19 protein-coding genes (1 of these 19 only partly in view) are annotated in these 20,430 nt (G+C 73.0%); 9 read left to right on the plus strand and 10 right to left on the minus strand.

Going from position 1 to position 20,430, the window contains the following annotated elements; genetic code table 11:
• Window positions 1-46 precede the first annotated feature (46 nt).
• Window positions 47-2,356, minus strand: a complete 2,310-nt coding sequence (locus DK427_RS01495; RefSeq protein ID WP_109949717.1) for an FdhF/YdeP family oxidoreductase — start codon at window positions 2,354-2,356, stop codon at window positions 47-49.
• A gap of 167 nt (window positions 2,357-2,523) precedes the next feature.
• Between DK427_RS01495 and DK427_RS01500 the strand changes: the two genes are divergently transcribed.
• On the plus strand, window positions 2,524-2,697 hold the full coding sequence (locus DK427_RS01500; protein WP_109949718.1) for a metallothionein: 174 nt from the start codon (window positions 2,524-2,526) through the stop codon (window positions 2,695-2,697).
• Window positions 2,698-2,817: 120 nt separating this feature from the next.
• Here the strand turns inward: DK427_RS01500 and DK427_RS01505 are convergent, their stop codons facing one another.
• The 4 genes from DK427_RS01505 to DK427_RS01520 form a co-directional block, all read right to left on the minus strand.
• Entirely contained in the window at window positions 2,818-4,908 is a 2,091-nt protein-coding gene (locus DK427_RS01505) for a TonB-dependent receptor (protein ID WP_245930920.1), read from the minus strand.
• A 482-nt stretch (window positions 4,909-5,390) separates the two neighbouring features.
• Window positions 5,391-6,044 carry a MarR family winged helix-turn-helix transcriptional regulator gene (locus DK427_RS01510; protein WP_109949719.1) on the minus strand — a complete coding sequence of 218 codons (654 nt, stop codon included), beginning with the start codon at window positions 6,042-6,044 and terminating at the stop codon, window positions 5,391-5,393.
• A 172-nt stretch (window positions 6,045-6,216) separates the two neighbouring features.
• Window positions 6,217-6,606: a response regulator gene (locus DK427_RS01515; protein WP_109953931.1), complete on the minus strand. Its 390-nt coding sequence runs from the start codon at window positions 6,604-6,606 to the stop codon at window positions 6,217-6,219.
• 99 nt (window positions 6,607-6,705) lie between these two features.
• On the minus strand, window positions 6,706-7,977 hold the full coding sequence (locus DK427_RS01520; protein ID WP_109953932.1) for an adenosylmethionine--8-amino-7-oxononanoate transaminase: 1,272 nt from the start codon (window positions 7,975-7,977) through the stop codon (window positions 6,706-6,708).
• Between the two features lie 79 nt (window positions 7,978-8,056).
• Between DK427_RS01520 and DK427_RS01525 the strand changes: the two genes are divergently transcribed.
• Window positions 8,057-9,178 (plus strand): aminotransferase class I/II-fold pyridoxal phosphate-dependent enzyme, encoded by a 1,122-nt coding sequence (locus DK427_RS01525; protein ID WP_109949720.1) that lies wholly within the window; start codon window positions 8,057-8,059, stop codon window positions 9,176-9,178.
• An 8-nt stretch (window positions 9,179-9,186) separates the two neighbouring features.
• Here DK427_RS01525 and map read toward each other — a convergent pair whose 3' ends face one another.
• The gene (gene map, locus DK427_RS01530; RefSeq protein ID WP_109949721.1) at window positions 9,187-9,939 is read right to left on the minus strand and encodes a type I methionyl aminopeptidase; all 753 of its coding nucleotides are present in this window, start codon (window positions 9,937-9,939) and stop codon (window positions 9,187-9,189) included.
• Window positions 9,940-10,120: 181 nt separating this feature from the next.
• Window positions 10,121-11,032, minus strand: coding sequence for a LysR family transcriptional regulator (locus DK427_RS01535; protein WP_109949722.1), 912 nt, complete (start codon window positions 11,030-11,032; stop codon window positions 10,121-10,123).
• Between the two features lie 116 nt (window positions 11,033-11,148).
• Between DK427_RS01535 and DK427_RS01540 the strand changes: the two genes are divergently transcribed.
• The 3 genes from DK427_RS01540 to DK427_RS01550 all read left to right on the plus strand — a co-directional run bounded on the left by DK427_RS01540 (window position 11,149) and on the right by DK427_RS01550 (window position 13,295).
• Window positions 11,149-12,075: a ring-cleaving dioxygenase gene (locus DK427_RS01540; RefSeq protein WP_109949723.1), complete on the plus strand. Its 927-nt coding sequence runs from the start codon at window positions 11,149-11,151 to the stop codon at window positions 12,073-12,075.
• A gap of 32 nt (window positions 12,076-12,107) precedes the next feature.
• A complete protein-coding gene (locus DK427_RS01545) occupies window positions 12,108-12,764 on the plus strand; it encodes an alpha/beta hydrolase (protein WP_425452524.1) in 657 nt (218 codons plus the stop codon).
• 99 nt (window positions 12,765-12,863) lie between these two features.
• Window positions 12,864-13,295: an RNA polymerase sigma factor region1.1 domain-containing protein gene (locus DK427_RS01550; protein ID WP_109949724.1), complete on the plus strand. Its 432-nt coding sequence runs from the start codon at window positions 12,864-12,866 to the stop codon at window positions 13,293-13,295.
• 39 nt (window positions 13,296-13,334) lie between these two features.
• Here DK427_RS01550 and DK427_RS01555 read toward each other — a convergent pair whose 3' ends face one another.
• Window positions 13,335-13,613, minus strand: a complete 279-nt coding sequence (locus DK427_RS01555; protein WP_109949725.1) for a hypothetical protein — start codon at window positions 13,611-13,613, stop codon at window positions 13,335-13,337.
• 251 nt (window positions 13,614-13,864) lie between these two features.
• Between DK427_RS01555 and DK427_RS01560 the strand changes: the two genes are divergently transcribed.
• On the plus strand, window positions 13,865-14,050 hold the full coding sequence (locus DK427_RS01560; RefSeq protein WP_109949726.1) for a hypothetical protein: 186 nt from the start codon (window positions 13,865-13,867) through the stop codon (window positions 14,048-14,050).
• Between the two features lie 382 nt (window positions 14,051-14,432).
• Window positions 14,433-14,651 (plus strand): DUF6894 family protein, encoded by a 219-nt coding sequence (locus DK427_RS01565; protein ID WP_109949727.1) that lies wholly within the window; start codon window positions 14,433-14,435, stop codon window positions 14,649-14,651.
• A 9-nt stretch (window positions 14,652-14,660) separates the two neighbouring features.
• Here the strand turns inward: DK427_RS01565 and DK427_RS01570 are convergent, their stop codons facing one another.
• Window positions 14,661-15,062: a rhodanese-like domain-containing protein gene (locus DK427_RS01570; RefSeq protein WP_109953934.1), complete on the minus strand. Its 402-nt coding sequence runs from the start codon at window positions 15,060-15,062 to the stop codon at window positions 14,661-14,663.
• Window positions 15,063-15,162: 100 nt separating this feature from the next.
• Here DK427_RS01570 and ftrA point away from each other — a divergent pair, with 100 nt between their 5' ends.
• Window positions 15,163-16,131 carry a transcriptional regulator FtrA gene (gene ftrA / locus DK427_RS01575; protein WP_109949728.1) on the plus strand — a complete coding sequence of 323 codons (969 nt, stop codon included), beginning with the start codon at window positions 15,163-15,165 and terminating at the stop codon, window positions 16,129-16,131.
• 213 nt (window positions 16,132-16,344) lie between these two features.
• Window positions 16,345-17,466, plus strand: coding sequence for a DUF2336 domain-containing protein (locus DK427_RS01580; RefSeq protein ID WP_109949729.1), 1,122 nt, complete (start codon window positions 16,345-16,347; stop codon window positions 17,464-17,466).
• A gap of 76 nt (window positions 17,467-17,542) precedes the next feature.
• On the opposite strand, the gene DK427_RS01585 is transcribed toward DK427_RS01580, so the two are convergent.
• Window positions 17,543-20,430: the 3' portion of a bifunctional [glutamine synthetase] adenylyltransferase/[glutamine synthetase]-adenylyl-L-tyrosine phosphorylase gene (locus tag DK427_RS01585; RefSeq protein WP_109949730.1), read on the minus strand. 19 nt of this gene lie beyond the right edge of the window; only the last 2,888 of its 2,907 coding nucleotides appear in the window; the start codon falls outside the window, past its right edge; its stop codon occupies window positions 17,543-17,545.

Genomic DNA, 20,430 nt, shown 5'->3' on the forward strand with positions numbered 1-20,430 from the left:
GCCCTGCTTCCTTGCCGGGCCCCGGCCCCCGCGTCCAGCGCCCCGCTCAGGCCCCGCCGGTCGCGGCCTCCGGCACCGCGGGGGTGACGCGCACCGGGATCGCCTTGGCAGCCGGGGTCTTGGCCTGCTCGTCGTGGTGCCAGAGCGGGATCAGCACGTTCATCTCCGGGTAGTAGCCGCCGCAATTGCCCTCGGGAATGTCGTAGCGGACCACGCGCAATCCACGCACGACGCGAGCGACGTCGTCGTCGGCATCGGTGCTGACATCGACGGTTTCGCCGTCCGCGAGCCCCAGGCGGGCGAGGTCGTTCTCGTTCATGAACAGCACCTGGCGCGTGCCCTTCACCCCGCGGAAGCGGTCGTCGTAGCCGTAGACCGTGGTGTTGAACTGGTCGTTCGAGCGGAGCGTGATCAGGTCGATCACCGAACGGTCGGAGCGCGGCATGTCCGGGTCCGCCTCCAGGCCCGGCGGCACGATGAAGTTGGCCTTGCCGGTCTTCGTCTCCCACTTGCGGTCGCGCGCGGCGAGCGGCTTGTAGAAGCCGCCGGGCTCGAACATCCGCTTGTTGAAGTCCTTAAACTTGTCCGGATAGGTCGCCTCGATGCTGTCGCGGATTTTCGCGTAGTCCGCGACCCAAGCATCCCAGTCGACCTTGGGGTTGGGCGCCAGCGTCGCCTTGGCGATCTCGGCGACGATCCAGGGCTCGGAGCGGACATGCTCGCTCACCGGCTCGGACACGCCGCGCGAACCGTGGAAGGCCGAGCAGGAATCCTCCATCGAGACCGCCTGCGGGCCGCTCGCCTGCCGGTCCACCTCGATCCGCCCGAGGCAGGGCAGGATGTAGGCGATCTCGCCGCGCACCAGATGCGCCCGGTTGAGCTTGGTCGAGACCTGCACGGAGAGGCGCAAGCCCCGCCAGGCCTCCTCCATCCGGGCGGTGTCGGGCACCGCCCGCACGAAGTTGCCGCCCAGCCCGATGAAGGCTCGCACGCTCCCGTCGAGCACGCCCTCGCAGACCTCGACGGTGTTGAGGCCCTTCTGCCGCGGGGGCTCGAAGCCGTACTGCTCGGCGAGCTTGTCGAGGGGCACCAGTTCCGGCTTCTCCGAGATGCCGACCGTGCGCTGGCCCTGCACGTTCGAGTGGCCGCGCACCGGGCAGATGCCGGCGCCGGGCCGGCCGATATTGCCGCGCAAGAGCAGCAGGTTGACCAGCATCTGCACCGTCTCGGTGCCCTTGCGGTGCTGGGTTAGCCCCATGCCGTAGATGCCGATGGTGCTGCGCGCCCGCATGTAGACGCTGGCCGCCGCCTCCAGCGCCTCGCGCTTCAGGCCCGAGCGGCTCTCCAGATCCGCCCAGTGCTGGGCGTCGCAGAAGCGCACGAATTCCGCCAGCCCGTGGGTGTGCTCCTCGACGAAGGCGACGTCGATGATGCGGGGCCGGCCGGCATCCAGGGCGTCGCGGTCGGCGGCGAGGATCGCCTTGCACATCCCGGTGAGGGCCGCGAGATCGCCGCCCGCCTTGACCTGATGGTACTGGGTCGAGATCTGCGTGGAGCTGTTGGTCAGCATCTCCAGCGGCGCCTGCGGGTTGGTGAACCGCTCGAGCCCCCGCTCGCGCAGCGGGTTGAAGGTGATGATCGGCACGCCGCGCCGCCGCGCCTCCTGCAGCGGGTGCAGCATCCGCGGCGCGTTCGAGCCGACATTCTGGCCGAAGAACAGGATCAGGTCGGTCGACTCGAAATCCTCCAGCCGCACCGTGCCCACCGGCACGCCGATCGATTGCGGCAGGGCCACGGAGGTCGATTCGTGGCACATGTTCGAGGAATCGGGCAGGTTGTTGTTGCCGTAGAGCCGCGCCAGCAGCGCGTACATGTAGCTCGTCTCGAGCGAGGCGCGGCCCGAGGCATAGAAGACCACCGATTTCGGATCGAGACCTTTGAGTTCCCGGCCAATCTCCGCGAAGGCCTCCGCCCACGCCACCGGCACGTAGCGGTCGCTCTGCGCATCATAACGCATCGGGTGGGTGAGCCGGCCCTGCTCCTCAAGGTCGTAGTCGGGCCAGGTGAGGAGTTCGGTGACGCTGTGCCCGGCGAAGAAGTCGGGCGTGGCGCGCCGCCTCGTCTGCTCCCAGGCGGTCGCCTTGGCGCCGTTCTCGCAGTACTCGAAGGCCAAGGGCTTGGCGGGCTTGGCCCAGGCGCACGAGACGCACATGAAGCCGTCCGGCTTGTTCTGCTTCATCAGCATCGCGGCGCCCGACGCCGGGATCTGCTCCCGCGTCAGGATCTCCGCCAGGGACTTGGCCGAGCCCCATCCGCCCGCCGGGCCCGTATAGGCTTCGATCTTCTGGTCGGTCATCGCAGACGCATCCCTTCACCCGGTCCGGCAACGCGCGGGCCGGCTTGCGGAAGCAACGCGGCAGCGGTGCGGAGGATCAGAGTCCGCAGTGTCGCGCCGACGCCCTGGCGCTCGGCGGCCGGATGGGGAAGGATGATCCGCCGACAGCCGGCACGAGGATTGGAATCATGGCGAGCGTCGACGTCGAGATGGTGAAATGCGCCTGTCCGGACTGCGTCTGCGTGGTCTCGGTGTCCAAGGCGATCGAGCGGGACGGCAAGGCCTTCTGCTGCGACGAGTGCGCCGCGGGCCATCCGGACCACGAGGGCTGCGACCACGCCGGCTGCGCCTGCCACGGGTGATGCCGCCTCCGGTTGATCACTCCAGGTGCCGGAGATCCCCTCTCCCCGCCGTGCGGGGAGAGGGAGATGCCGCTGTCCCCAGAGTGATCGGCCGGATTCGCACGAGGCCGATCAGCCCGCTCAGAACCGCGCCGTCAGGAACAGCCGTACGTTGCGCCCCGGCAGCAGGATCTCGTCCTTCTTGAACGAGGCCGCGTTGCGGATGTCGGCGTCGAGCAGGTTGCGGCCCTGGAGCCCCAGCGTCACCTCGCTCGCGCCGTAGATCGCCGGGTCGAGCGGCTTGGTGTAGCTGAGCTCGGCCCGCAGATCGTCGTAGCCGGGCGTCGGTGTGTCCAGGGTGCCGAACCGGTTCTGCGCGAAGGCGTGCAGCAGGTTCACCCGGGCGAACCAGCCCTCCGCCCGCAGATAAATGCCGCCGCCGATCCGGTAGGGCGGGATCCGCGGCACGTTGGTGCCGTCGTCGAACTTCGCCCGCACGGCGTCGAACTGGCCCTCGATGCCGAGGAAGCCGTTGCCGACCGGGATGGCGTCGTACTGGCCGATCAGCTCGGCGCCGTAGAAGGTCGCGTTCTGCTGGGAGTAGACGACCTGGCGCAGCTCGTCGCCCGCGCCGCAGCTCGCGAAGTCGTCGTCGCAGCGGAGCCCGGTCAGGCGCTTGTAGATGAAGCCGGTGTAGCGCGTGTAGAAGCCCGTCGCCTCGAAGCGCAGGGGCCCGAGCGCGTGCCGGATGCTCGCCTCGACGGTGCGGGCCCGCTCCAACCGGAGCGTCGGATCGCCGATCTCGAAGGTGGCGGTGGCGTCGTGCGGCCCCTGCGAGAACAGCTCGTAGCCGGTCGGCGCCCGCTCCACGTAGGAGCCGGTCACGCTGCCGACCAAGCCGTAGGGGAGGTCCTGCAACAGGCCGAAGCTCGCGCTCTTCGGGGCGAAGCGGCGGGTGAGCGCGTAGCGCAGCGGGTCCTCGCCCTCGACCGGCAGGTAATCGGCCGGAAACTGCACGGCGGTGCTGCGCAGCCGGTCGCCCTCGATGCGCCCGGATGCCTGGAGGCGCGTGCCCGGCACCAGTTCCAGCTCCTCGAACAGGTAGACGGCGCCCGCCCGCGAATCGGTGCGCGGCAGGAAGCTCTCCAGCTGCGTGTTGATCACCCGCCGGTCGGCCTGCACGCCGACGGCGCCGGTGAGCTTGCCGAGGCTCGTGAAGACGGGCACGTGCTGCGCCTCGACCCGCACCTCCGCCTCGCGGTTCTTGAAGGTGGCCTGCCGGCCCTCAAGCCCGTCCTCGCCGATGCCGATCTCGTCGTGGCGGTAGACCGAGTAGCCCGCCCAGTAGCGGATCACCTCGAAGGGGCCGTCGAGCGGGCGATACTCGCCCCGCGAGATCACCCGGTCCTGATTCGGTGTGAGGCGGGTGCGGGCCTGCTCCGCCTCGCCGCCCGGGATCGCGTAGAGCGCGTCGTAATGGCTGAAGGCGACGCCGACGAAGCCGCGGTCGCCGATCGCCGAGATGCCGAACGAGCCGCCCTGCGATGCGTTGTAGGAGTTGCGCTGGATGCCGCCGGGAATGGCGTAGCTGTCGGCGGCCGTCCTGAAGCCGTCCGCGTGGACCGCGATGCCGTCCCGGCCCGCATCGACGGTGGCGGCCCCGAGCCGCCCGTTGTCGACGCTCGTGTAGCCCGTCGTGACCTGGCCGGTGACGCCGTTCGCCGGGATGAGGGTCGGCACCCGGTTGTTCTCGGCCGAGACCACGCCGCCGATCGCGCCCGAGCCGTAGCGGAGCGTCGCGGGGCCGCGGATCACCTCCAGCCGGTCGGCGACCAGCGGGTTCACCGGCACCGCGTGGTCCTCGCCGAGATCCGAGACGCCGCCGTTGACGATGCCGTTCTCCTGGATCCGCACCCGGGCGTTGTCGAGCCCGCGGATGATCGGGCGCGAGGAGGCGCCCGGCGCGTAGGTCGAGGAGGAGATCCCGGGCCGGTCGAACAGGGCGTCGCCGAGCGTGCGCGGCTGGTCGCGGGCGATCTGGTCGCGGGTCACCACGGTGACCGGCGAGAAGGTGTCGGTGACGACCGGCAGCACGCCGATACCGGCGATCGTGCCCGCGGCGGTCGGCGCGGCCGCGACGGGGCGGACCGCCTGGACCGGGCTCGGCGAGGTCACGCTGATCTCGTCAAGCGTGACGGCCTGCTGCGCCCGCGCGGCGGTGGCGAGCGGCACGAGCAGGCAGAACGGTGCCGCGCCGGCGGCGATGCGGGAACGGAGACGCAAGGCCGGGGACCCCAGATTTGTGATACTATAACGCTGCACCCTGGGGCCGCACATCGCAACCGGCACCTCCACCCGGCCGTGCGATCGGCCGCAAGAGTAACGTTATTACAACAGCGACGCGTCGGTCAGGACGTGCAACACCGGGCGCGCCCAGGTGCACCCGGTGCTGCGATGCGCGCACGGACGAGTCGTGTATCGGGAAGCGTCCGGAACTTGAGCGGCTCGAGATCCGTAGGTCAGCGCGGATACCGAACCGAAGGGCTATGACATGCCCCAGAGGTTCGACTGGATCTTCCTCGCCATCATGCTGCCCGTTCCCGCCTTCCTAGTCTGGGACTGGCACAGGAACTGTTCGGGTCCATTCCTACGCAAGAGCTGAGCGCACGGATAAAAGCCGAGACCTCCGGCTTGCGCAGGGCAGAGCCCGGACCTCAGAGCGCGGGCAGCGCGCTGCCGTTGAGGCCGTGGGCGTCCGCCTCGTCGTCCTCGGCCTCGATCTCCGCATCGGCCTCGGTCTCGTGGCCCGCGATGCCCGAGGCATCCGCGAGATTGCGAGCGGCCTTGCGCAGCAGCTTGCGCAGACGCCGCTTTTCCTTGCTGTCGAACCCGTCGAGCAGCTCCGCCTCGACCTCGTCCCAGATCCGCTCGATTGCCTCGGCTTTGGCGAGCCCCGTCTCGGTCAGGCGCACACGCACGATGCGCCCGTCCCCGGCCTCGGCCCGGCGCTCCACGAAGCCGAGGGCGGCGAGGCGCGAGATCGTCTTAGAGGCGGTCGGCGGACGCACCCGCAGGGTGGCGGCGAGGTCTCCCATCGTCATCGTGCCGGCGGCGGCCAGCGCCTGCACCACCTGCTCCTGGCCGGCGAAGAGGTTCAGGCTCGCCAAGCGGTCGCCGATGCGGGCGCGGTGGAGGCGGGCCGCCTGGACCAGCGCCCAGCCGACGCTCTTCTGCCCCGGCGGGCGCAGGCGCCGGCCTGCCGTCTCCGTCTTGGCGCCGGATTTGCCGCGCTTCGCCTTGCCGTTCACGGGGCCGCCCAAAGTCGCGTCGTCCGGCGCGGTTGCCGAACGTTCGTCCGCCGCCGACATCGTGCACCTCGCTCGCCCGGCCGCCTAGCCGGTTTCCAAGCGCGTTCACCCAGACCCTCCGGAAAGGGCCGGGACGCGCCGGTCAGCGTGTGGCGCGCCAGCGTGAAGCCACGATGACAGCGGGCGCGCCGGACGCACCCGCCCTGCGGAAAATCCCGCCTCGGCAGGGTATTCAGCAGGGCATCAGGCTCTTCAGCCTGTCGAGGATCTCGTCGCCGCTGCAGGGGCGCGCGAGAAACTGCGCGCCCGGCGGCATGCGCTCGGGATCGGGGGCAGCGCGGCCCGAGACGATCAGGATCGGCAGGTTCGGCCGCGCCTCGGCCACCGAGGTGGCCAGCTCGAAGCCGTTGGTCTTGCCCGACAATTCCACGTCGGTGACGAGCCCGCAGATATCGGGCCGGGCCTGCAGGATGCTCAGCGCGCGCTCGGCCGAGGCGCACTGCACGGTCTCGTATCCCCCGTCCTCCAGCACGTCGCCGAGATCCATGATGGTGAGCGCCTCGTCCTCGACGAGGAGGATCACCGGCCGGTCGTCCTGAGAGATCGTCTGCTCACTCGACACGATGCGCACCCTCCCACGTTCCGTCCGGCCCCGCCCGAACGGCCGGACGCTGTGCCAACGGACGAACAGGGCCCGGGTTGCAGCCCGTTCATCATCGATTCAGGAAAGCTGGGCCGACCGCAGCGTCTCCGCCACGCTCCGCCCGAGTGCGGACAGCAGGTGGTCGAGGTCGTCCGCGCCGATCGTCAGGGCGGGCGTCAGGTAGACGATGTCGCCGAAGGGCCGCACCCAGACGCCGCGCGCCACGAGGTCGGCCTTGAGGGCGGCGAGATCGGGCGCGCGCGCGAACTGCACCGCCCCGATCGCCCCGAGCACCCGCACGTCCCGGACGCCGGGCAGGCGCGCCAGGGGCGCGAGCCCGTCGCGCAGGCGCCCCGCGATCGCCCGCGCCTGGTCGAGCCGGGGCTCCCGCTCGAAGAGGTCGAGGCTCGCGTTGGCCGCCGCGCAGGCCAGCGGGTTCGCCATGAAGGTCGGCCCGTGCATGAGGGCGGCGGCGGGGTCGTCCGACCAGAAGGCGTCGAAGATCTCGGCCGTCGCGACCGTGGCGGCGAGCGCCATCGTGCCGCCGGTGAGCGCCTTCGACAAGCACAGGATGTCCGGCACGATCCCCGCCTGCTCGCAGGCGAACAGGGTGCCGGTGCGCCCGAAGCCGGTGAAGATCTCGTCGCAGATCAGCGGCAGCCCGTGGCGGCGGGCGAGGCGGGCGATCGTCGCCAGCACCTCCGGGTCATGCATGACCATGCCGCCCGCGCCCTGCACCAGGGGCTCGACGATCACGGCCGCCAGCGCGTCCCGGTGCCGGGCGAGCGCCGCGTCGAGCGCGGCCGCCTGCTCGGCCGTGTGGGGCAGGTCGCAGAAGACTTGGCGCGGCAGGTAGGCGCCGAAGCGGCGATGCATGCCCTCGTCGGGATCGCAGACCGACATCGCCCCCATCGTGTCGCCGTGATAGCCGCCCCGGAAGGCGAGGACCCGGGTCCGGCCCGTCACGCCCCGGTTGAGCCAGAGCTGGGCCGCCATCTTCAGCGCCACCTCGACGGCGACCGAGCCGGAATCGACCAGGAACACGTGGTCGAGATCCCCCGGCAGCAGGGCGGCGAGCCGGGCGGCCAGCCGCTCCGCGGGCGCGTGGGTGAGGCCGCCGAACATCACGTGCGGCATCCGGGCGAGCTGATCGGCCACCGCCCGGGCGATGTGCGGGTGGTTGTAGCCGTGCACCGCCGTCCACCACGAGGCGATGCCGTCCACGAGTTCGCGCCCGTCCGCCAGCACGATCCGGCTGCCCCAGGTCGCGACGGCTTCGAGGGGCGCCGCCGCGCTCTTCATCTGGGTGTAGGGCCGCCAGAGGTGGCGGCCGGGCCGGGTCGCGCGCATCGGGCCGGGATGGTGCCGGGCGCGCCCCGGGTCAAGGCCGGCCTTGACACGGGCGGGGCGCGCGGCGCCATGACGGCCCATGCTGAGCCTCGACGCCTTCGCGCAAGGGAAACTCGATGCCCTGGAGGAAGCCGCCCTGCGGCGGCGCCTCGTACCGACGACGCGCGGGCCCGAGGCCGCGGCCGAGCGGGCCGGGCGACGGCTCGTCTCCTTCTCGTGCAACGACTACCTGGGCTTGAGCCACCACCCGCGGGTGATCGCGGCGGCGCAGGACGCGGCGGCGCGCTACGGCGCGGGCGCGGGCGGCTCGCGGCTGGTGACGGGCAACCACCCGCTCCTCGACGCGCTGGAGGCGCGGCTCGCCCGCCACAAGGGCAAGGCGGCGGCCCTGGTCTTCGGCAGCGGCTACATGGCCAATCTCGGCATCACCCCGGCGCTGGCGGGACGCGGCGACCTCGTGCTGCTCGACGAACTCTCCCACGCCTGCATGTGGGCGGGCGCCCGGCTCTCGGGCGCGCGGGTCGCGAGCTTCCGTCACAACGACATGGCCGATCTCGCGCGCCTGCTGGAGACGGAGCGGCCCGCGCACGGGCGCTGCCTCGTCCTCACCGAGCGCGTCTTCAGCATGGACGGCGATCGGGCGCCGATGGGCGACATCCTGGGGCTGGCCGAGCGCCACGACGCCTGGACCCTGGTGGACGACGCGCACGGCCTCGGTGTCGCCGAGGAGGGTCCGCGCGCGCCGCTGGAGATGGGCACGCTCTCGAAGTCGCTCGGCTCCTACGGCGGCTATCTCTGCGCCTCGCGCCCCGTGATCGACCTGCTGACGAGCCGCGCCCGCAGCTTCGTCTACACCACGGGCCTTCCCCCGGCCTCCGCCGCGGCGGCGCTGGAGGCTCTGGCGATCCTGGAGGCGGAGCCCGAGCGCCGCGCCCGGCCGCTGATGCTGGCTCGCCGCTTCACGGCCCGGCTCGGCCTGCCCGAGGCCGAGAGCGCGGTGGTGCCGGTGCTGGTCGGCGAGGCCGGGGCGGCGCTCGCGCTGTCGCGGGCGCTGGAGGAGGCGGGCTTCCTCGTGGTGGCGATCCGCCCGCCGACCGTGCCGTCCGGCACCGCGCGCCTGCGCGTCGCCGTCTCGGCGGCACACACGGAGGCGCAGGTCGATGCCCTGGCCGAGCGGATCGCGGCGCTGACGGGCCGCTGACGCGGCCGCTACACCCCCGCCACGGTGAGGACCAGCGGCCCGTTGCGGGTGGCGACGACCGTGTGCTCGTACTGGACCGTCGGGGCCCGCGGCCGGCTGTAGAGGGTCCAGGGGTCGCCGCCATCCTCGGCGAAGTCCGCGCCGAGGGACAGGAAGGGCTCGACGGTGAAGACCAGCCCCTCCCGCATGATCCGCCGCTCCGAGGCGTCGGGCCAGGTCGCGATCTCCTTCGGCTCCTCGTGCAGCGACAGGCCGACACCGTGGCTCGCGAGGTTGCGCACGAGGGTGTAGCCGTTCTTGCGCGCGAAGGCGCCGACGGCCTGCCCGATGCCCGCCAGCGGCTTGCCGGCCCCGACTTGGCGCAGGCCCGCCCACATCGCCCGGCGCCCGTCCCGGCAGAGCCGCTCGACCGCGCGGGTCACGGGCGGCACGGCGAAGGACGCTCCCGTGTCGGAGAAGTAGCCGCCCATCTCCGCCGAGACGTCGATGTTGACGAGGTCGCCGGGCGCGATCCGGCGCTCGCCCGGGATGCCGTGCGCGATCTCCTCGTTGACGCTGATGCAGGTCGCCCCCGGAAAGCCGTAGGCCATCTCCGGGGCCGGCCGCGCCCCGGCGGCCTCCAGGAACGCCCGACCGACCCCGTCGAGTTCGCGCGTCGTCATGCCGGGCTCGATCGCCTTGCCCATCGCCTCCAGCGCCTCGGCGACGATGCGCCCGATCGCCTTCAGCGCCGTCAGTTCATCCTCGCTCGTCACCGTCATGTCGCTGTCCTGAGCGGGGCCGGCGGACCGGCCGATGCCGCCATCGTGAGGGAGAGGGTCCGGGAGAAGCCGGGCCGGAGAGGCGACCCGCCCGGCCACGTGCCGGCGCGCTTCATAGCCCGGCCGGAGGCGGGGAGCCCCCTGCCTGCATGCGCGGAGGGGTATCCACCGGAGAACATCCTCACTCCCGCGCCCAGGGCGCCGCGGCGAGGGTGCGCTGGAGGAAGCCCATCAGCGCGGCGACGCGGGCGGGCCGCGGATCGCCCGGCGGGGTGACGAGGTGGAGCGCGATCGGCGGAGCCGCCCAGCCGGGCAGCACCCGCTCCAGCCGGCCGCTGCGGAGATCGTCCCAGATCATGAAGTCCGGCTGCACGGCGAGGCCGAGCCCGGCCCGGAGCGCAGGGGCGAGCGCGTCGGCGTTGTTCGCCCGCAAGGGACCCGCCGGCACGACGCTGACCTCCACCCCCGCCCCGTCGCGGAAGCGCCAGCGGTCCGGGCTCGGCAGGTAGGCGTAGCCGAGGCAGGCGTGCCGGGCGAGGTCGTCCGGGTGCTCCGGCCGGCCGTGGCGGTCGAGATAGGCGGGCGCGGCGACGAGCGAGCGGTGGACCGGGCAGAGCCGGCGGGCGCGCAGCGACGAATCCGCCAGCGCCGCGATGCGCAACCCGATGTCGAAGCCCCCGCCCACCAGATCGACCTGCTGATCGGAGAGGTGGAGATCGACGGACACCTGCGGGTGCTCGGCCAGGAAGTCCGGCAGCCGGGGCGCCACGTGCAGCACACCGAAGGACATCGGCGCGGCGAGCCGCACCAGGCCCTGGGGCACCGCGGCGCCCGCGATGGCCCGAGCCTCCGCGGTCTCGCCCGCGGCGAGGATCCGGGCGGCGTCCTCGCGCGCCGCCCGGCCCGCCTCGGTGAGCGCGAGCTTGCGTGAGGTGCGGTTGAACAGGCGCGCGCCGATCCGCGCCTCCAGCCGGCTCACCGCCTTGGAGACGGTCGCCTTCGACAAACCGAGATCCTCGGCGGCGCGGCTGAGGGAGCCGGCTTCAGCCACGCGGGCGAAGACGGCCCAGGCCTCGAAATCGGGAAGGCGCATCGGTCAGATCCAGAAACGATGGTTTTCCACTGTTTCCATTTATACGCGACCGCGCAAGTCTCAGATTGTCCCCATCGAGACCGGCGCCGCTGGCGCCCAGACAGACGGAGACGATCATGTCCGAGAACGGCATCCACCACGTCACAGCGCTCTCGGGCCCCGCCGGGCGCAACGTCGACTTCTACACCCGCGTGCTCGGCCTGCGGCTGGTGAAGAAGACCGTGAACTTCGACGATCCGGGCACCTACCATCTCTATTACGGCGACGCGGCCGGCACCCCGGGCACGATCCTCACCTTCTTCCCCATCGCCCACGCGGCGCAGGGCCGGGTCGGGATCGGCGAGACGCAGGAGACGGCCTTCCGGGTGCCGCGCGCCTCGATGGGCTGGTGGACGCACCGCCTCGTTGCGGCGGGCGTGCGCCACGAGGCGCTGGTGCAGGTCTTCGGCGAGCCGGTGCTGCGCTTCCGCGACCCGGACGGGATGATGCTCGCTCTCGTCGGCGTCGCGGGCGCCGAGGCGGAGAAGGCCTTCGCCGACGAGATCCCGGCCGAGCACGCGATCCGGGGCTTCCACGGCGTCACGCTGCTGCTCGCCGAGGCCGGACCGACCGCCGCGATCCTCGAAGGCGTGTTCGGCTTCCGCGAGACCGGCCGCGAGGGCTCGGCGATCCGGCTGGAGAGCGGCGCACGGATCGGCGGAGCTGTGACGCTCCGCGCGGTCGGCCAGTTCCTGCCCGGCCGGGCGGGCGCCGGCTCGGTCCACCACATCGCCTTCCGGGCGGCCGACGACGCCGCGCAGGCCGCGATGGCCGAGCGCATCGCCCGCGAGCACGGCCTCGGCGTGACCGAGCAGCGCGACCGCAACTACTTCCGCTCGGTCTACTTCCGCGAGCCCGGCGGCGTGCTGTTCGAGATCGCCACCGATGCGCCGGGCTTCGCGGTGGACGAGCCGGCCGAGAGCCTGGGGCAGGCCCTGAAGCTGCCCGCCTTCCTCGAGCCGCACCGCGCCTCGATCGAGGCGGTGCTGCCCGAGGTCGCCTGATCCTGACTGACTGCATGGGAGAGGAGGTCGCCATGACCACGATGACCACGACGGATCTCGGGCTGATCCACCGCTTCGAGCCGGGCGCGCGCGAGCGCACGCGGGAGCGCGCCCCGCTCCTACTGCTGCACGGGACCGGCGGCGACGAGTCCGACCTGCTGCCCCTCGGCCGCATGGTGGCGCCCGGCGCCGCGCTGCTCTCACCGCGGGGCGCGGTGCTGGAGAACGGCATGCCGCGCTTCTTCCGCCGCCTCGCTGAGGGCGTGTTCGACGAGGCGGACCTGCGCCGCCGCGCCCACGACCTCGCCGACTTCGTGGCGGCCGCGCGGACGGCCTACGGGATCGGCGCGCCGGTCGCGCTCGGCTTCTCGAACGGGGCCAACATCGCCGCCGCCACGATGATGCTGCGGCCCGAGACCTTCGCGGGCGCGGTGCTGCTGCGGTCGATGCTGCCCTTCGCGCAAGCGGAGACCGGGACGGACCTGGCAGGCCGGCCGGTGCTGATGCTGTCCGGCGCCCTCGACCCAATTGTGCCGGAGGCGAGCGCGGCGGCGCTCGCCGACCGGCTCGCCCGGGCCGGCGCCGCGGTGGAGCACCGCCGCCTCCCGGCCGGCCACGGCCTATCCCAGGCGGACGTGACGCTGGCCCAAGCCTGGCTCGCTCAAGGCCCCGTCCGGGCGGCGGCCTAGGTCCCGAGCGGCGAACGAAGGGCCGTGCCGGGGGTTTTCTCCTTCGGGCGGCCCGCCGCGGCTCCGGCGCGGCCGCCCGACGCACAGGGAGGCCCCGACATGAGCGCGGTCATCGAGCGCCGGATTCTCGACCGCCTGATCGCCCTCGGGCGCGCGACCGGGCGAATCTCGTCGGACGAGCTGCGCGCCCACCTGCCCACCGCGACCATGACGGCCGAGGACATCGCCCTCGTGGTGCTGGAACTGGAGGAGGCCGGCGTCGAGGTGGAGTTCGAGGGGCCGCTCTCGGCCACCGGGCGCCCCGCGCCGGTGCGGCCCATCGCCGAGCTGCCGCCGCTTCCGGCGGCGGCACCCGCCGCAAAGGTCTCGGGCACGACCGCCGGTGCGGTCCGCCCGACCGTGCCCGCGGCGGCCCCGCGGTCCGGTCCCGGACCGTCCGGCGGCCGGGAGACGGTCACCCGCGCCGTGCTGGCGGCCGGCGCGCTCACGATCCTCGTGGTCGTGGTGGTGCTTCTGCTCGTCCGGCGCTGAGCGTCGGGCGAGGTCAGCCGCGCGCGGCTGCGGCGGGCGCTACTTGCGCGAGGCCATCAGGTCGTGCGTCAGCACGGTGAGCTTGCCGATCAGGCTGGTGATGTCGCTGCGCTGGCAGGACCACTGCGTGCCGACCGCCTGCCCGTCCGAGGAGACCGAGACCACGGCGACCGAGCGGAGCTTGCCCTCGCGGGCGAGCTTCAGCTGCTCCTGAAGCACGTCGATCATCGAGGCGATGTTCTCGTCAGCCTCGACAGTCGCGAGCTGGGCCGGAAACGGGACGACCGGCGCCGTCGAGACTTGTTCACGGGTGCTCATCGCCGGACCTCTTGAACTCTGCTGCGATCTACCTCGCCCTTTTACAGGCCAGTGTGGGCGCAGTGTGGCTGATCCGAGTCCGACGACATCATTCGTCCGGGGTGTGACCCATCCGCAACGACGGGATCGCCCGGCGGAACGGGGCGCGCCGGGGAACGGCCAAGGTTGATAACGCGAACTCAACCGGAACATTTAACCGGCCGTTAACCATCGCAGCGCGATGTTGCCCTCAGAACGGAGAGGGAACATCGATGCCTCGGACCCACCAGCCGCTCGAGGAAGCCCGCCGCCAGGGCGCCTGCGCGGGCTTCGCCGCGAGCTTCCGCACGCGCTACAGCGCGGTCGCCGCCGAGCCCCTGCCGGCCTCGCATGTGGACCTGATCCTGGCCCTGCGGCGGCAGGAGCGCGAGCGCGCCCGGGGCGCCGACCGCCACTGACGCGCACGTGAAACGGCTCATTTCGCCTGTCTCAGGCAGTGAAACCCGGGTATTTCTGGGGAAAGGACAAGTTTTGGCCAGATTCGGCGGCTGTCTTGACTGTCGGGGGTAACGAGTAAGGAGGCCGCGATGGTGGTCCTCGACCCGCGTACCGGCCGGCTGGTCTCGATCAGCCTGAGCGTCCCGCCCGAGGATCGCACCGGTCCTACGGCGCCCCGGCCCGCCCGTCCGCCGGGCGAGCGGCCGCACCGCCCCGAGCCCGCGGGTCCGCCGCGGGCGCACTTGCGGACGACACGGGACGGGAGCTGAACCCCGCGCCCTGTCCGGCGGGCCGCAGCCGCCATATCCTCACGGGCTTCGCAGGCAGGCCGGATCCGCGACCGTGGCGCCCCGCTTCTACCTCGACCTGATCGACGGGGACGAGACCGTCCCCGACGAGGGCGGCCTGGAGACGCCCGATCTCGACGCGGCCACGGCCCACGCCCAGGCGGTGCTCCGCGAGATCCGCCTCGCCGGTCGCCTCACCGGGGCGCTGGGCCCCTGGGAGATCGTGATCCGCGACGCGCGGGGCCGGGCGCTCCGCCGCATCGCGGTGTCCTGATCCGGCCGCTCAGGCCGGCCCGGTCGCGAGGGCGAAGCCCTCGTCCTGCCAGCCGGTCAGACCGCCGATCATCAGCTTCACCGGGCATCCGCAGCGGGCGAGCCGCAGGGCCGCCTTGTCGGCCGCGTTGCAGTGCGGGCCTGCGCAGTAGACCACGAACAGGGTGTCGGGGGCCCAGGCCGCCATCCGCTCCGGCGTGATCTCCCGGTGCGGCAGGTTCAGCGCGCCGGGCACGTGGCCGCGGGCGAAGGCGGCGGGGCCGCGGGTGTCGAGGAGCACGAAGTCGGGCGCGCCCTCGTCGAGGGCGGCGTGGACGTCGTCGCAGTCGGTCTCCAGCGCGAGGCGGCGGGCGAAGTGCGCCTCGGCCTCGGCGGCCGGGGCGGGCGGGGTCTCGGTGATGCGGCTTCCGATCGGGCTGGCCACGGCGTGTCTCCTGTGCCGGTTGCGGGGCCAGGATGCGGCGTGGGATGACGGGGCGTGAGCGCCGCTCCCGCCGATCCGCGTCAAGATCATGCCAAACGCCCTCCCCGACCGGCGCGTCGTCGCCCTCGCCTATGACGAGCTCTGCACCTTCGAGTTCGGCATCGCGGTCGAGGTCTTCGGGCTGGAGCGGCCCGAGATGGGCCCGGACTGGTACCGCTTCGCCGTCGCGGGCGTGGAGCCGGGCCCCTTGCGGGCGACCGGCGGCGTCCGGATCGCGGTCGATGGCGGGCTCGATCTGGTCGCCGAGGCCGGCACCGTGGTGGTGCCGGGCTGGCGCGGAGCCGCGGCGCCGGTGCCGGAGGCCCTCTGCGGGGCCCTGCGGGCCGCCGCCGCCCGGGGCGCCCGGGTGATCTCACTGTGCTCGGGCGCCTTCGTGCTCGCCGCGGCCGGCCTCCTCGCGGGCCGGCGCGCCACCACGCACTGGCGCTATCTCGATGCCCTGGGGCGGGCCGCACCGGACGCCGTGCTGGTGCCGGACGTGCTCTACGTGGACGAGGGCACGATCCTCACCGCCGCCGGCAGCGCGGCCGGCATCGACCTCTGTCTGCACCTCGTGCGGCGGGATTTCGGGTGGGAGGCGGCCAACATCGTGGCGCGCCGGCTCGTGGTGCCGCCCCACCGGGAAGGCGGACAGACCCAGCGCGTCGAGCGGCCGGTGCCGACCGCACGCGAGGGCGCGCGCCTCTCGCCGCTCCTCGACCGGGTCCGGACCCGGCTCGACCGGCCGCACACCCTGGCCTCGCTCGCCGCCGAGGCCGGGATGAGCCCGCGCACCTTCCTGCGCCGCTTCCGCGCCGCGACCGGCACGACGCCGGCCGCGTGGCTGCTCTCCGAGCGGCTGGCGAGCGCGCGTGCCCTCCTGGAGTCCGGCGCCCGGCCGATCGACGACATCGCCGCCGCCTGCGGCTTCGGCAGCGCGGCGACCCTGCGGCGTCACTTCCGGACGCGGCTCGGCACGAGCCCGGCCCGCTACCGGGCCGGGCAGGCCGTCCTCTGACGACCGGAGTGGAGCCGGTAGGCTGGACGCGCGCGAGCCCGATCTTTCGAATCCGTGACCGTTCGATCGCTTCGTGAGAGCCCCGGCCTCTGGATAGCGGGGATGAATCCCGCTCTGGCGCAGGTCGGCACGGACCGGCGGGCGGCCGCTTAAAGGTCGATTCACGCCGGTCTCGTTAGCCTGCGGTTACCCAAGTTGCGTACCCGAAGTGCCATGCCCCCATCCGTCGAGAATGCGCCGGACCTGTCCGGGCTCATCGAACTGTCGCGCGTCGCGCATCTCGACCTGAAACCCGTGGTTCTGCGGGTTCAGACGGACCTGTTCGTGCAGGCGGAGCGGCGGGACCGGGCGGAGCGGGAATCCTTCGAAGCGCTGGCCTGCGGCCTGATCCCGACGGTGGACGAGGACACGGCGCTGATCGTGGCCGAGAAGCTCGCGGGCTTTCCGGGCACGCCGGAGGCGGTTCTCGTCGCGCTCGCGAGCCGGGGCGGGCCCGTGCGCGATGCGGTGGTGGCGGGTGCACCCACGCTCACGCCCCGCCTGCTCGATGCGGCGCTGGGCGACGGGGCGGACCTCGCGGCCGCCATCGCGGCCCGGCCAGGGCTCGATCGCGCCACGATCGAGGACCTGATCGGCCGCGATGACCCCGTGATCGACCGGGCGCTCGCCGCCAATACGGGCATCGTGCTGCAGGCCTCGGCCGCCGCCCGCCTTGTCGCGCGTGGCCGGACGCAGGCCGATCTCGGCCGCCTGCTGCTCGCCCGGCCCGATCTCTCGGCGGCCGAGATGGCTCCGCTCTATCTCCACGCCGATCCGGTCCGCCGCGAGGCGATCCGCGAGAGTGTCGAGGCGACCGCGGCCCTGCGCCCCTGCCCGCCCCCACCCCGCGGGGCCGGCACGGAACTGACCGGCCTCTCAGCGGCCCACGACGTCACCGGCTTCATCGGCGCGCTGGCCGGGATGCTCGGCCTGCCGCGCGACTTCCTCGCCGCCTCGCCGGATCCGAGCACCCGCTACGACCTGATCACCCTGTGCCTGCGCGCGGCCGACCTGCACGAGGAGGAGGCGGTCTACGTCTTCCTGACCCTGAACGAGGGCGTGGCCCGCTCGGCCGAGCGCGTCTTCGATCTCGTGCGCCTGTTCCGCACGGTGAGCCGGACGGCGGCCCGCGACCTGATCTCGGCCATCACCGACAGGCCGCTGCGCGAGCGCGGCGGCCCGGCCGAAGCCTACCAGCCCCACCACGCACCCGAGAGCCAGAAGATCCGCACGGCCGCGACCGAGCGCCCGGCGCTCAGGCCCGCTTTGCCCGGCCGGGCGCGGATGAGTTCCTGAGGGCCTGCGGGCCTCACGGATCCACTGCCGTCACGCTCCCTCGCCCCCCTGCTGCGGGGGGGGAGGAGCGCGGCCCTCAACCCAGCAGCCGCTCGAACAGCGCCCGCACCGACCGCCGCTCCTCCTCCAGTTGCGCCGTCAGCGTGCGAGCGTCCGGCAGCCCGGCCGCCACCGCGATCCGGCCGAGGACGGCGGGCGGCGGATCGGCCGGGTCGCCCTCGATCATCAGGCGCTGCCACTGATGGATGTCGTCCAGCAGCCGGTAGGCGGCGACCAGGCGGTCCGCCGCAGCCGCCGGCAGCAGGCCGAGCGCGCCCGCCCGCTCCAGCACGCCGGGCGCGTCGCGGCCGACGAGGTCCGGATGCGCGCGCGCGTGGCCGAGCACCAGGGCCTGGGCCAGGAAGTCGAGGTCGAGGAGCCCCCCCGGTGCCAGCTTCAGGTCGAGGGGACCGTTGTCCCCCTTCTCGCCCGCGACGAGGTCGCGCATCGCCCGGACCTCGCGCGCGACGCCCGCGGCATCGCGCGGCCGGCCCACCGCCTCCGCGATGACGGCCCGGATCTCGTCGGCGAGCGCGGCATCCCCGCAGAGAACCCGGGCGCGGGTGAGCGCCATCAGCTCCCAGGTCTCGGCCGATTCGGCGAGATAGGCGCGGAAGCTGCGCGCCTGCGTGGCGATCATCCCCTGGCCGCCGCCGGGGCGCAGGCGCAGGTCCACCTCGTAGAGGGTGCCGCGCCGGGTCGGCGCGGTGAGCGCCGCGACGAGGCGCTGGGTCAGCCGGTTGTAGGCCACCGCCGCGTCGAGCGAGCGGGGACCGTCGCTCTGACGGTTCTCGGGGTCGAAATCGTACAGCACCACGAGGTCGAGGTCGGAATCGGCGGTGAGCTGGCGCGAGCCGAGTCGCCCGAAGCCGAGCACCACCATCCGGCCGCCCGGCACCCGGCCGTGGTCGGCCGCGAAGGCCTCGGAGACCGCCTCCAGGCTCGCCGCCACCGCCGCCTGCGCCACGCCCGAGAAGGCCCGGCCGGCGCCGGCCGGCGGCAGGATGCCGGAGAGGAGCCGCGCCCCGGTGACGAAGCGCATCTGCCGGGCGGCGTCGCGGCTGCGGTCCAGGAACTCCTCCACCGACGCCGGCTGGCCGACGAGCGCCCGGAACTGCGCGTCGAGCGCCGCTTCGTCGCTGACCGGTTCGCCGAAGGCCGGGTCGATCACCGCGTCGAGCACGTGCGGGCTGAAGGCCACGGTGTCGGCGAGCCGCGGCGCGGTGCCGAGGAGATCGGCGAAGAGCAGCCGCAGCCGCTCGTGCGAGCGCAGGATGATCAGGAGCTCCACCGCCGCCGGCATCTGACCGAAGGCCCGGTCGAGGGCGGCGAGCGCCGCGTCCGGGTCCGTCGTGCCCGACAGCGCCTGGATCAGGGCGGGCACCAGCTCCGTCAGCACCTCGCGGGCGCGGGCGCTGCGCACCGCCGGACGCCGCCCGAAATGCCAGCCGCGTACGGTCTCGACCGCCCGCTCCGGCTCGCGGAAGCCGAGCTGACTGAGCGTCTTCAGCGTCTCGGGGTCGTCCCCCGCCCCGCTGAAGACGAGGTCGCCGATGCCGGCCGACAGGTCGGGCTCGGCCTCGAACAGAAGAGCGTAGTGCGCCTGCACCCGGGCGGCGTGGGCGAGGAGCGCCGCCTCGAAGTCTCCCCTGGTCGCGTAGCCCGCGAAATGCGCGAAGCGCTCAAGCGCCTCACTCGCCTCGGGCAGGCGCTGCGTCTGCGCGTCCTCCTGCATCTGCAACCGGTGCTCGATGCCGCGCAGGAAGCGGTAGGCCTCCGCGAGTTCGTCGCGCGCGCCCGCATCGATCCAGCCCTCCTCGACGAGCCCAGCCAGCATCTCCAGGGTGCGGCGCCCCCGGAGCGACGGCCGGCGCCCGCCGAAGACGAGTTGCTGCGTCTGCACGAAGAACTCGATCTCGCGGATGCCGCCGCGTCCGAGCTTGATGTCGTGGCCGGCCACAGCCAGACGCTCGTGCCCGCGCACCGCGTGGATCTGGCGCTTCATCGCGTGCACGTCCGCGATCGAGCCGAAATCGAAGTACTTGCGCCAGATGAAGGGGCGCAGCTCCGCCAGGAAACGGTCGCCGGCCGCGATGTCGCCCGCGATCGGCCGCGCCTTGATGAAGGCGGCCCGCTCCCAGTTCTGGCCGACCGTCTCGTAGTAGCTGAAGGCCGAGTTGAAGGAGATCGCGGTCGGCGTCGAGCCGGGATCGGGGCGCAGCCGGTAATCGACCCGATGGACGTAGCCGTCGCCGGTACGTTCCTGCAGCAGCTTGGCCAATCCTTGCGCGAGCCGGCTGAAGAACGGCGTCGGCTCCGTACCCTCCCGAAGCGGCGCCCTCTCGGGGTCGAAGAACACCACGAGGTCGATGTCGCTCGAATAGTTCAGCTCGCCCGCCCCGAGCTTGCCGAGCCCGAGCACGACGAGGCCGCTGCCGGCCTGAAGATCCTCCGGGTCTTTGGCTAAGAAGCGCCCGAGATCGGCGGCCTGCCGCAGGAGGGCGTCGAGCGTCCCCGAGACGGACGCGTCGGCGAAATCCGAGAGCGCGCCCGTGACCTGCTCCAGCGGCCAGATTCCGCCGATATCGGCCATTGCCACGAGGAGCGCCAGCGCCTGCCGGTTGCGCCGCAGCCGCCGGCCCACCGCTTCGAGATCGATGTTGCTGCTCGGCTCCGGCCGCCCGGCCGCGCGCTGGTCGGCGACGAGCCGGGCAAGGCTCTCCTCCGGGCTGGCCTCGAGCAACGCTTCGAGGCGCTCGGGATCGCGCGCCGCGATGCCCCAGAGGAAGGTCGAGTGCTCGGCGAGCCCCGCCAGCAGCGCCCGCACGAGCGGATCCGCGATGAGCGCCGGCCGGTCCAGATCGGCGAGCCGCGCGGCGGCGCCGCCCGGGTCGGCCAGCACCGGCGCTTGCTCCAAGCGCGCCC

This window comes from Methylobacterium radiodurans, from assembly GCF_003173735.1.
Classification (GTDB): domain Bacteria; phylum Pseudomonadota; class Alphaproteobacteria; order Rhizobiales; family Beijerinckiaceae; genus Methylobacterium; species Methylobacterium radiodurans.

What these genes read in the sequence shown, in the direction of transcription:
- DK427_RS01510 (WP_109949719.1), bottom strand. Translation starts at nt 6,044, where the DNA reads ATGTCGGCGGCGGACGAACGTTCGGCAACCGCGCCGGACGACGCGACT.
- DK427_RS01500 (WP_109949718.1), top strand. Translation starts at nt 2,524, where the DNA reads ATGGCGAGCGTCGACGTCGAGATGGTGAAATGCGCCTGTCCGGACTGC.
- DK427_RS01495 (WP_109949717.1), bottom strand. Translation starts at nt 2,356, where the DNA reads ATGACCGACCAGAAGATCGAAGCCTATACGGGCCCGGCGGGCGGATGG.
- DK427_RS01555 (WP_109949725.1), bottom strand. Translation starts at nt 13,613, where the DNA reads ATGAGCACCCGTGAACAAGTCTCGACGGCGCCGGTCGTCCCGTTTCCG.
- DK427_RS01520 (WP_109953932.1), bottom strand. Translation starts at nt 7,977, where the DNA reads ATGCGCGCGACCCGGCCCGGCCGCCACCTCTGGCGGCCCTACACCCAG.
- DK427_RS01580 (WP_109949729.1), top strand. Translation starts at nt 16,345, where the DNA reads ATGCCCCCATCCGTCGAGAATGCGCCGGACCTGTCCGGGCTCATCGAA.
- ftrA (WP_109949728.1), top strand. Translation starts at nt 15,163, where the DNA reads ATGCCAAACGCCCTCCCCGACCGGCGCGTCGTCGCCCTCGCCTATGAC.
- DK427_RS01560 (WP_109949726.1), top strand. Translation starts at nt 13,865, where the DNA reads ATGCCTCGGACCCACCAGCCGCTCGAGGAAGCCCGCCGCCAGGGCGCC.
- DK427_RS01550 (WP_109949724.1), top strand. Translation starts at nt 12,864, where the DNA reads ATGAGCGCGGTCATCGAGCGCCGGATTCTCGACCGCCTGATCGCCCTC.
- DK427_RS01525 (WP_109949720.1), top strand. Translation starts at nt 8,057, where the DNA reads ATGCTGAGCCTCGACGCCTTCGCGCAAGGGAAACTCGATGCCCTGGAG.
- DK427_RS01545 (WP_425452524.1), top strand. Translation starts at nt 12,108, where the DNA reads ATGACCACGATGACCACGACGGATCTCGGGCTGATCCACCGCTTCGAG.
- map (WP_109949721.1), bottom strand. Translation starts at nt 9,939, where the DNA reads ATGACGGTGACGAGCGAGGATGAACTGACGGCGCTGAAGGCGATCGGG.
- DK427_RS01535 (WP_109949722.1), bottom strand. Translation starts at nt 11,032, where the DNA reads ATGCGCCTTCCCGATTTCGAGGCCTGGGCCGTCTTCGCCCGCGTGGCT.
- DK427_RS01540 (WP_109949723.1), top strand. Translation starts at nt 11,149, where the DNA reads ATGTCCGAGAACGGCATCCACCACGTCACAGCGCTCTCGGGCCCCGCC.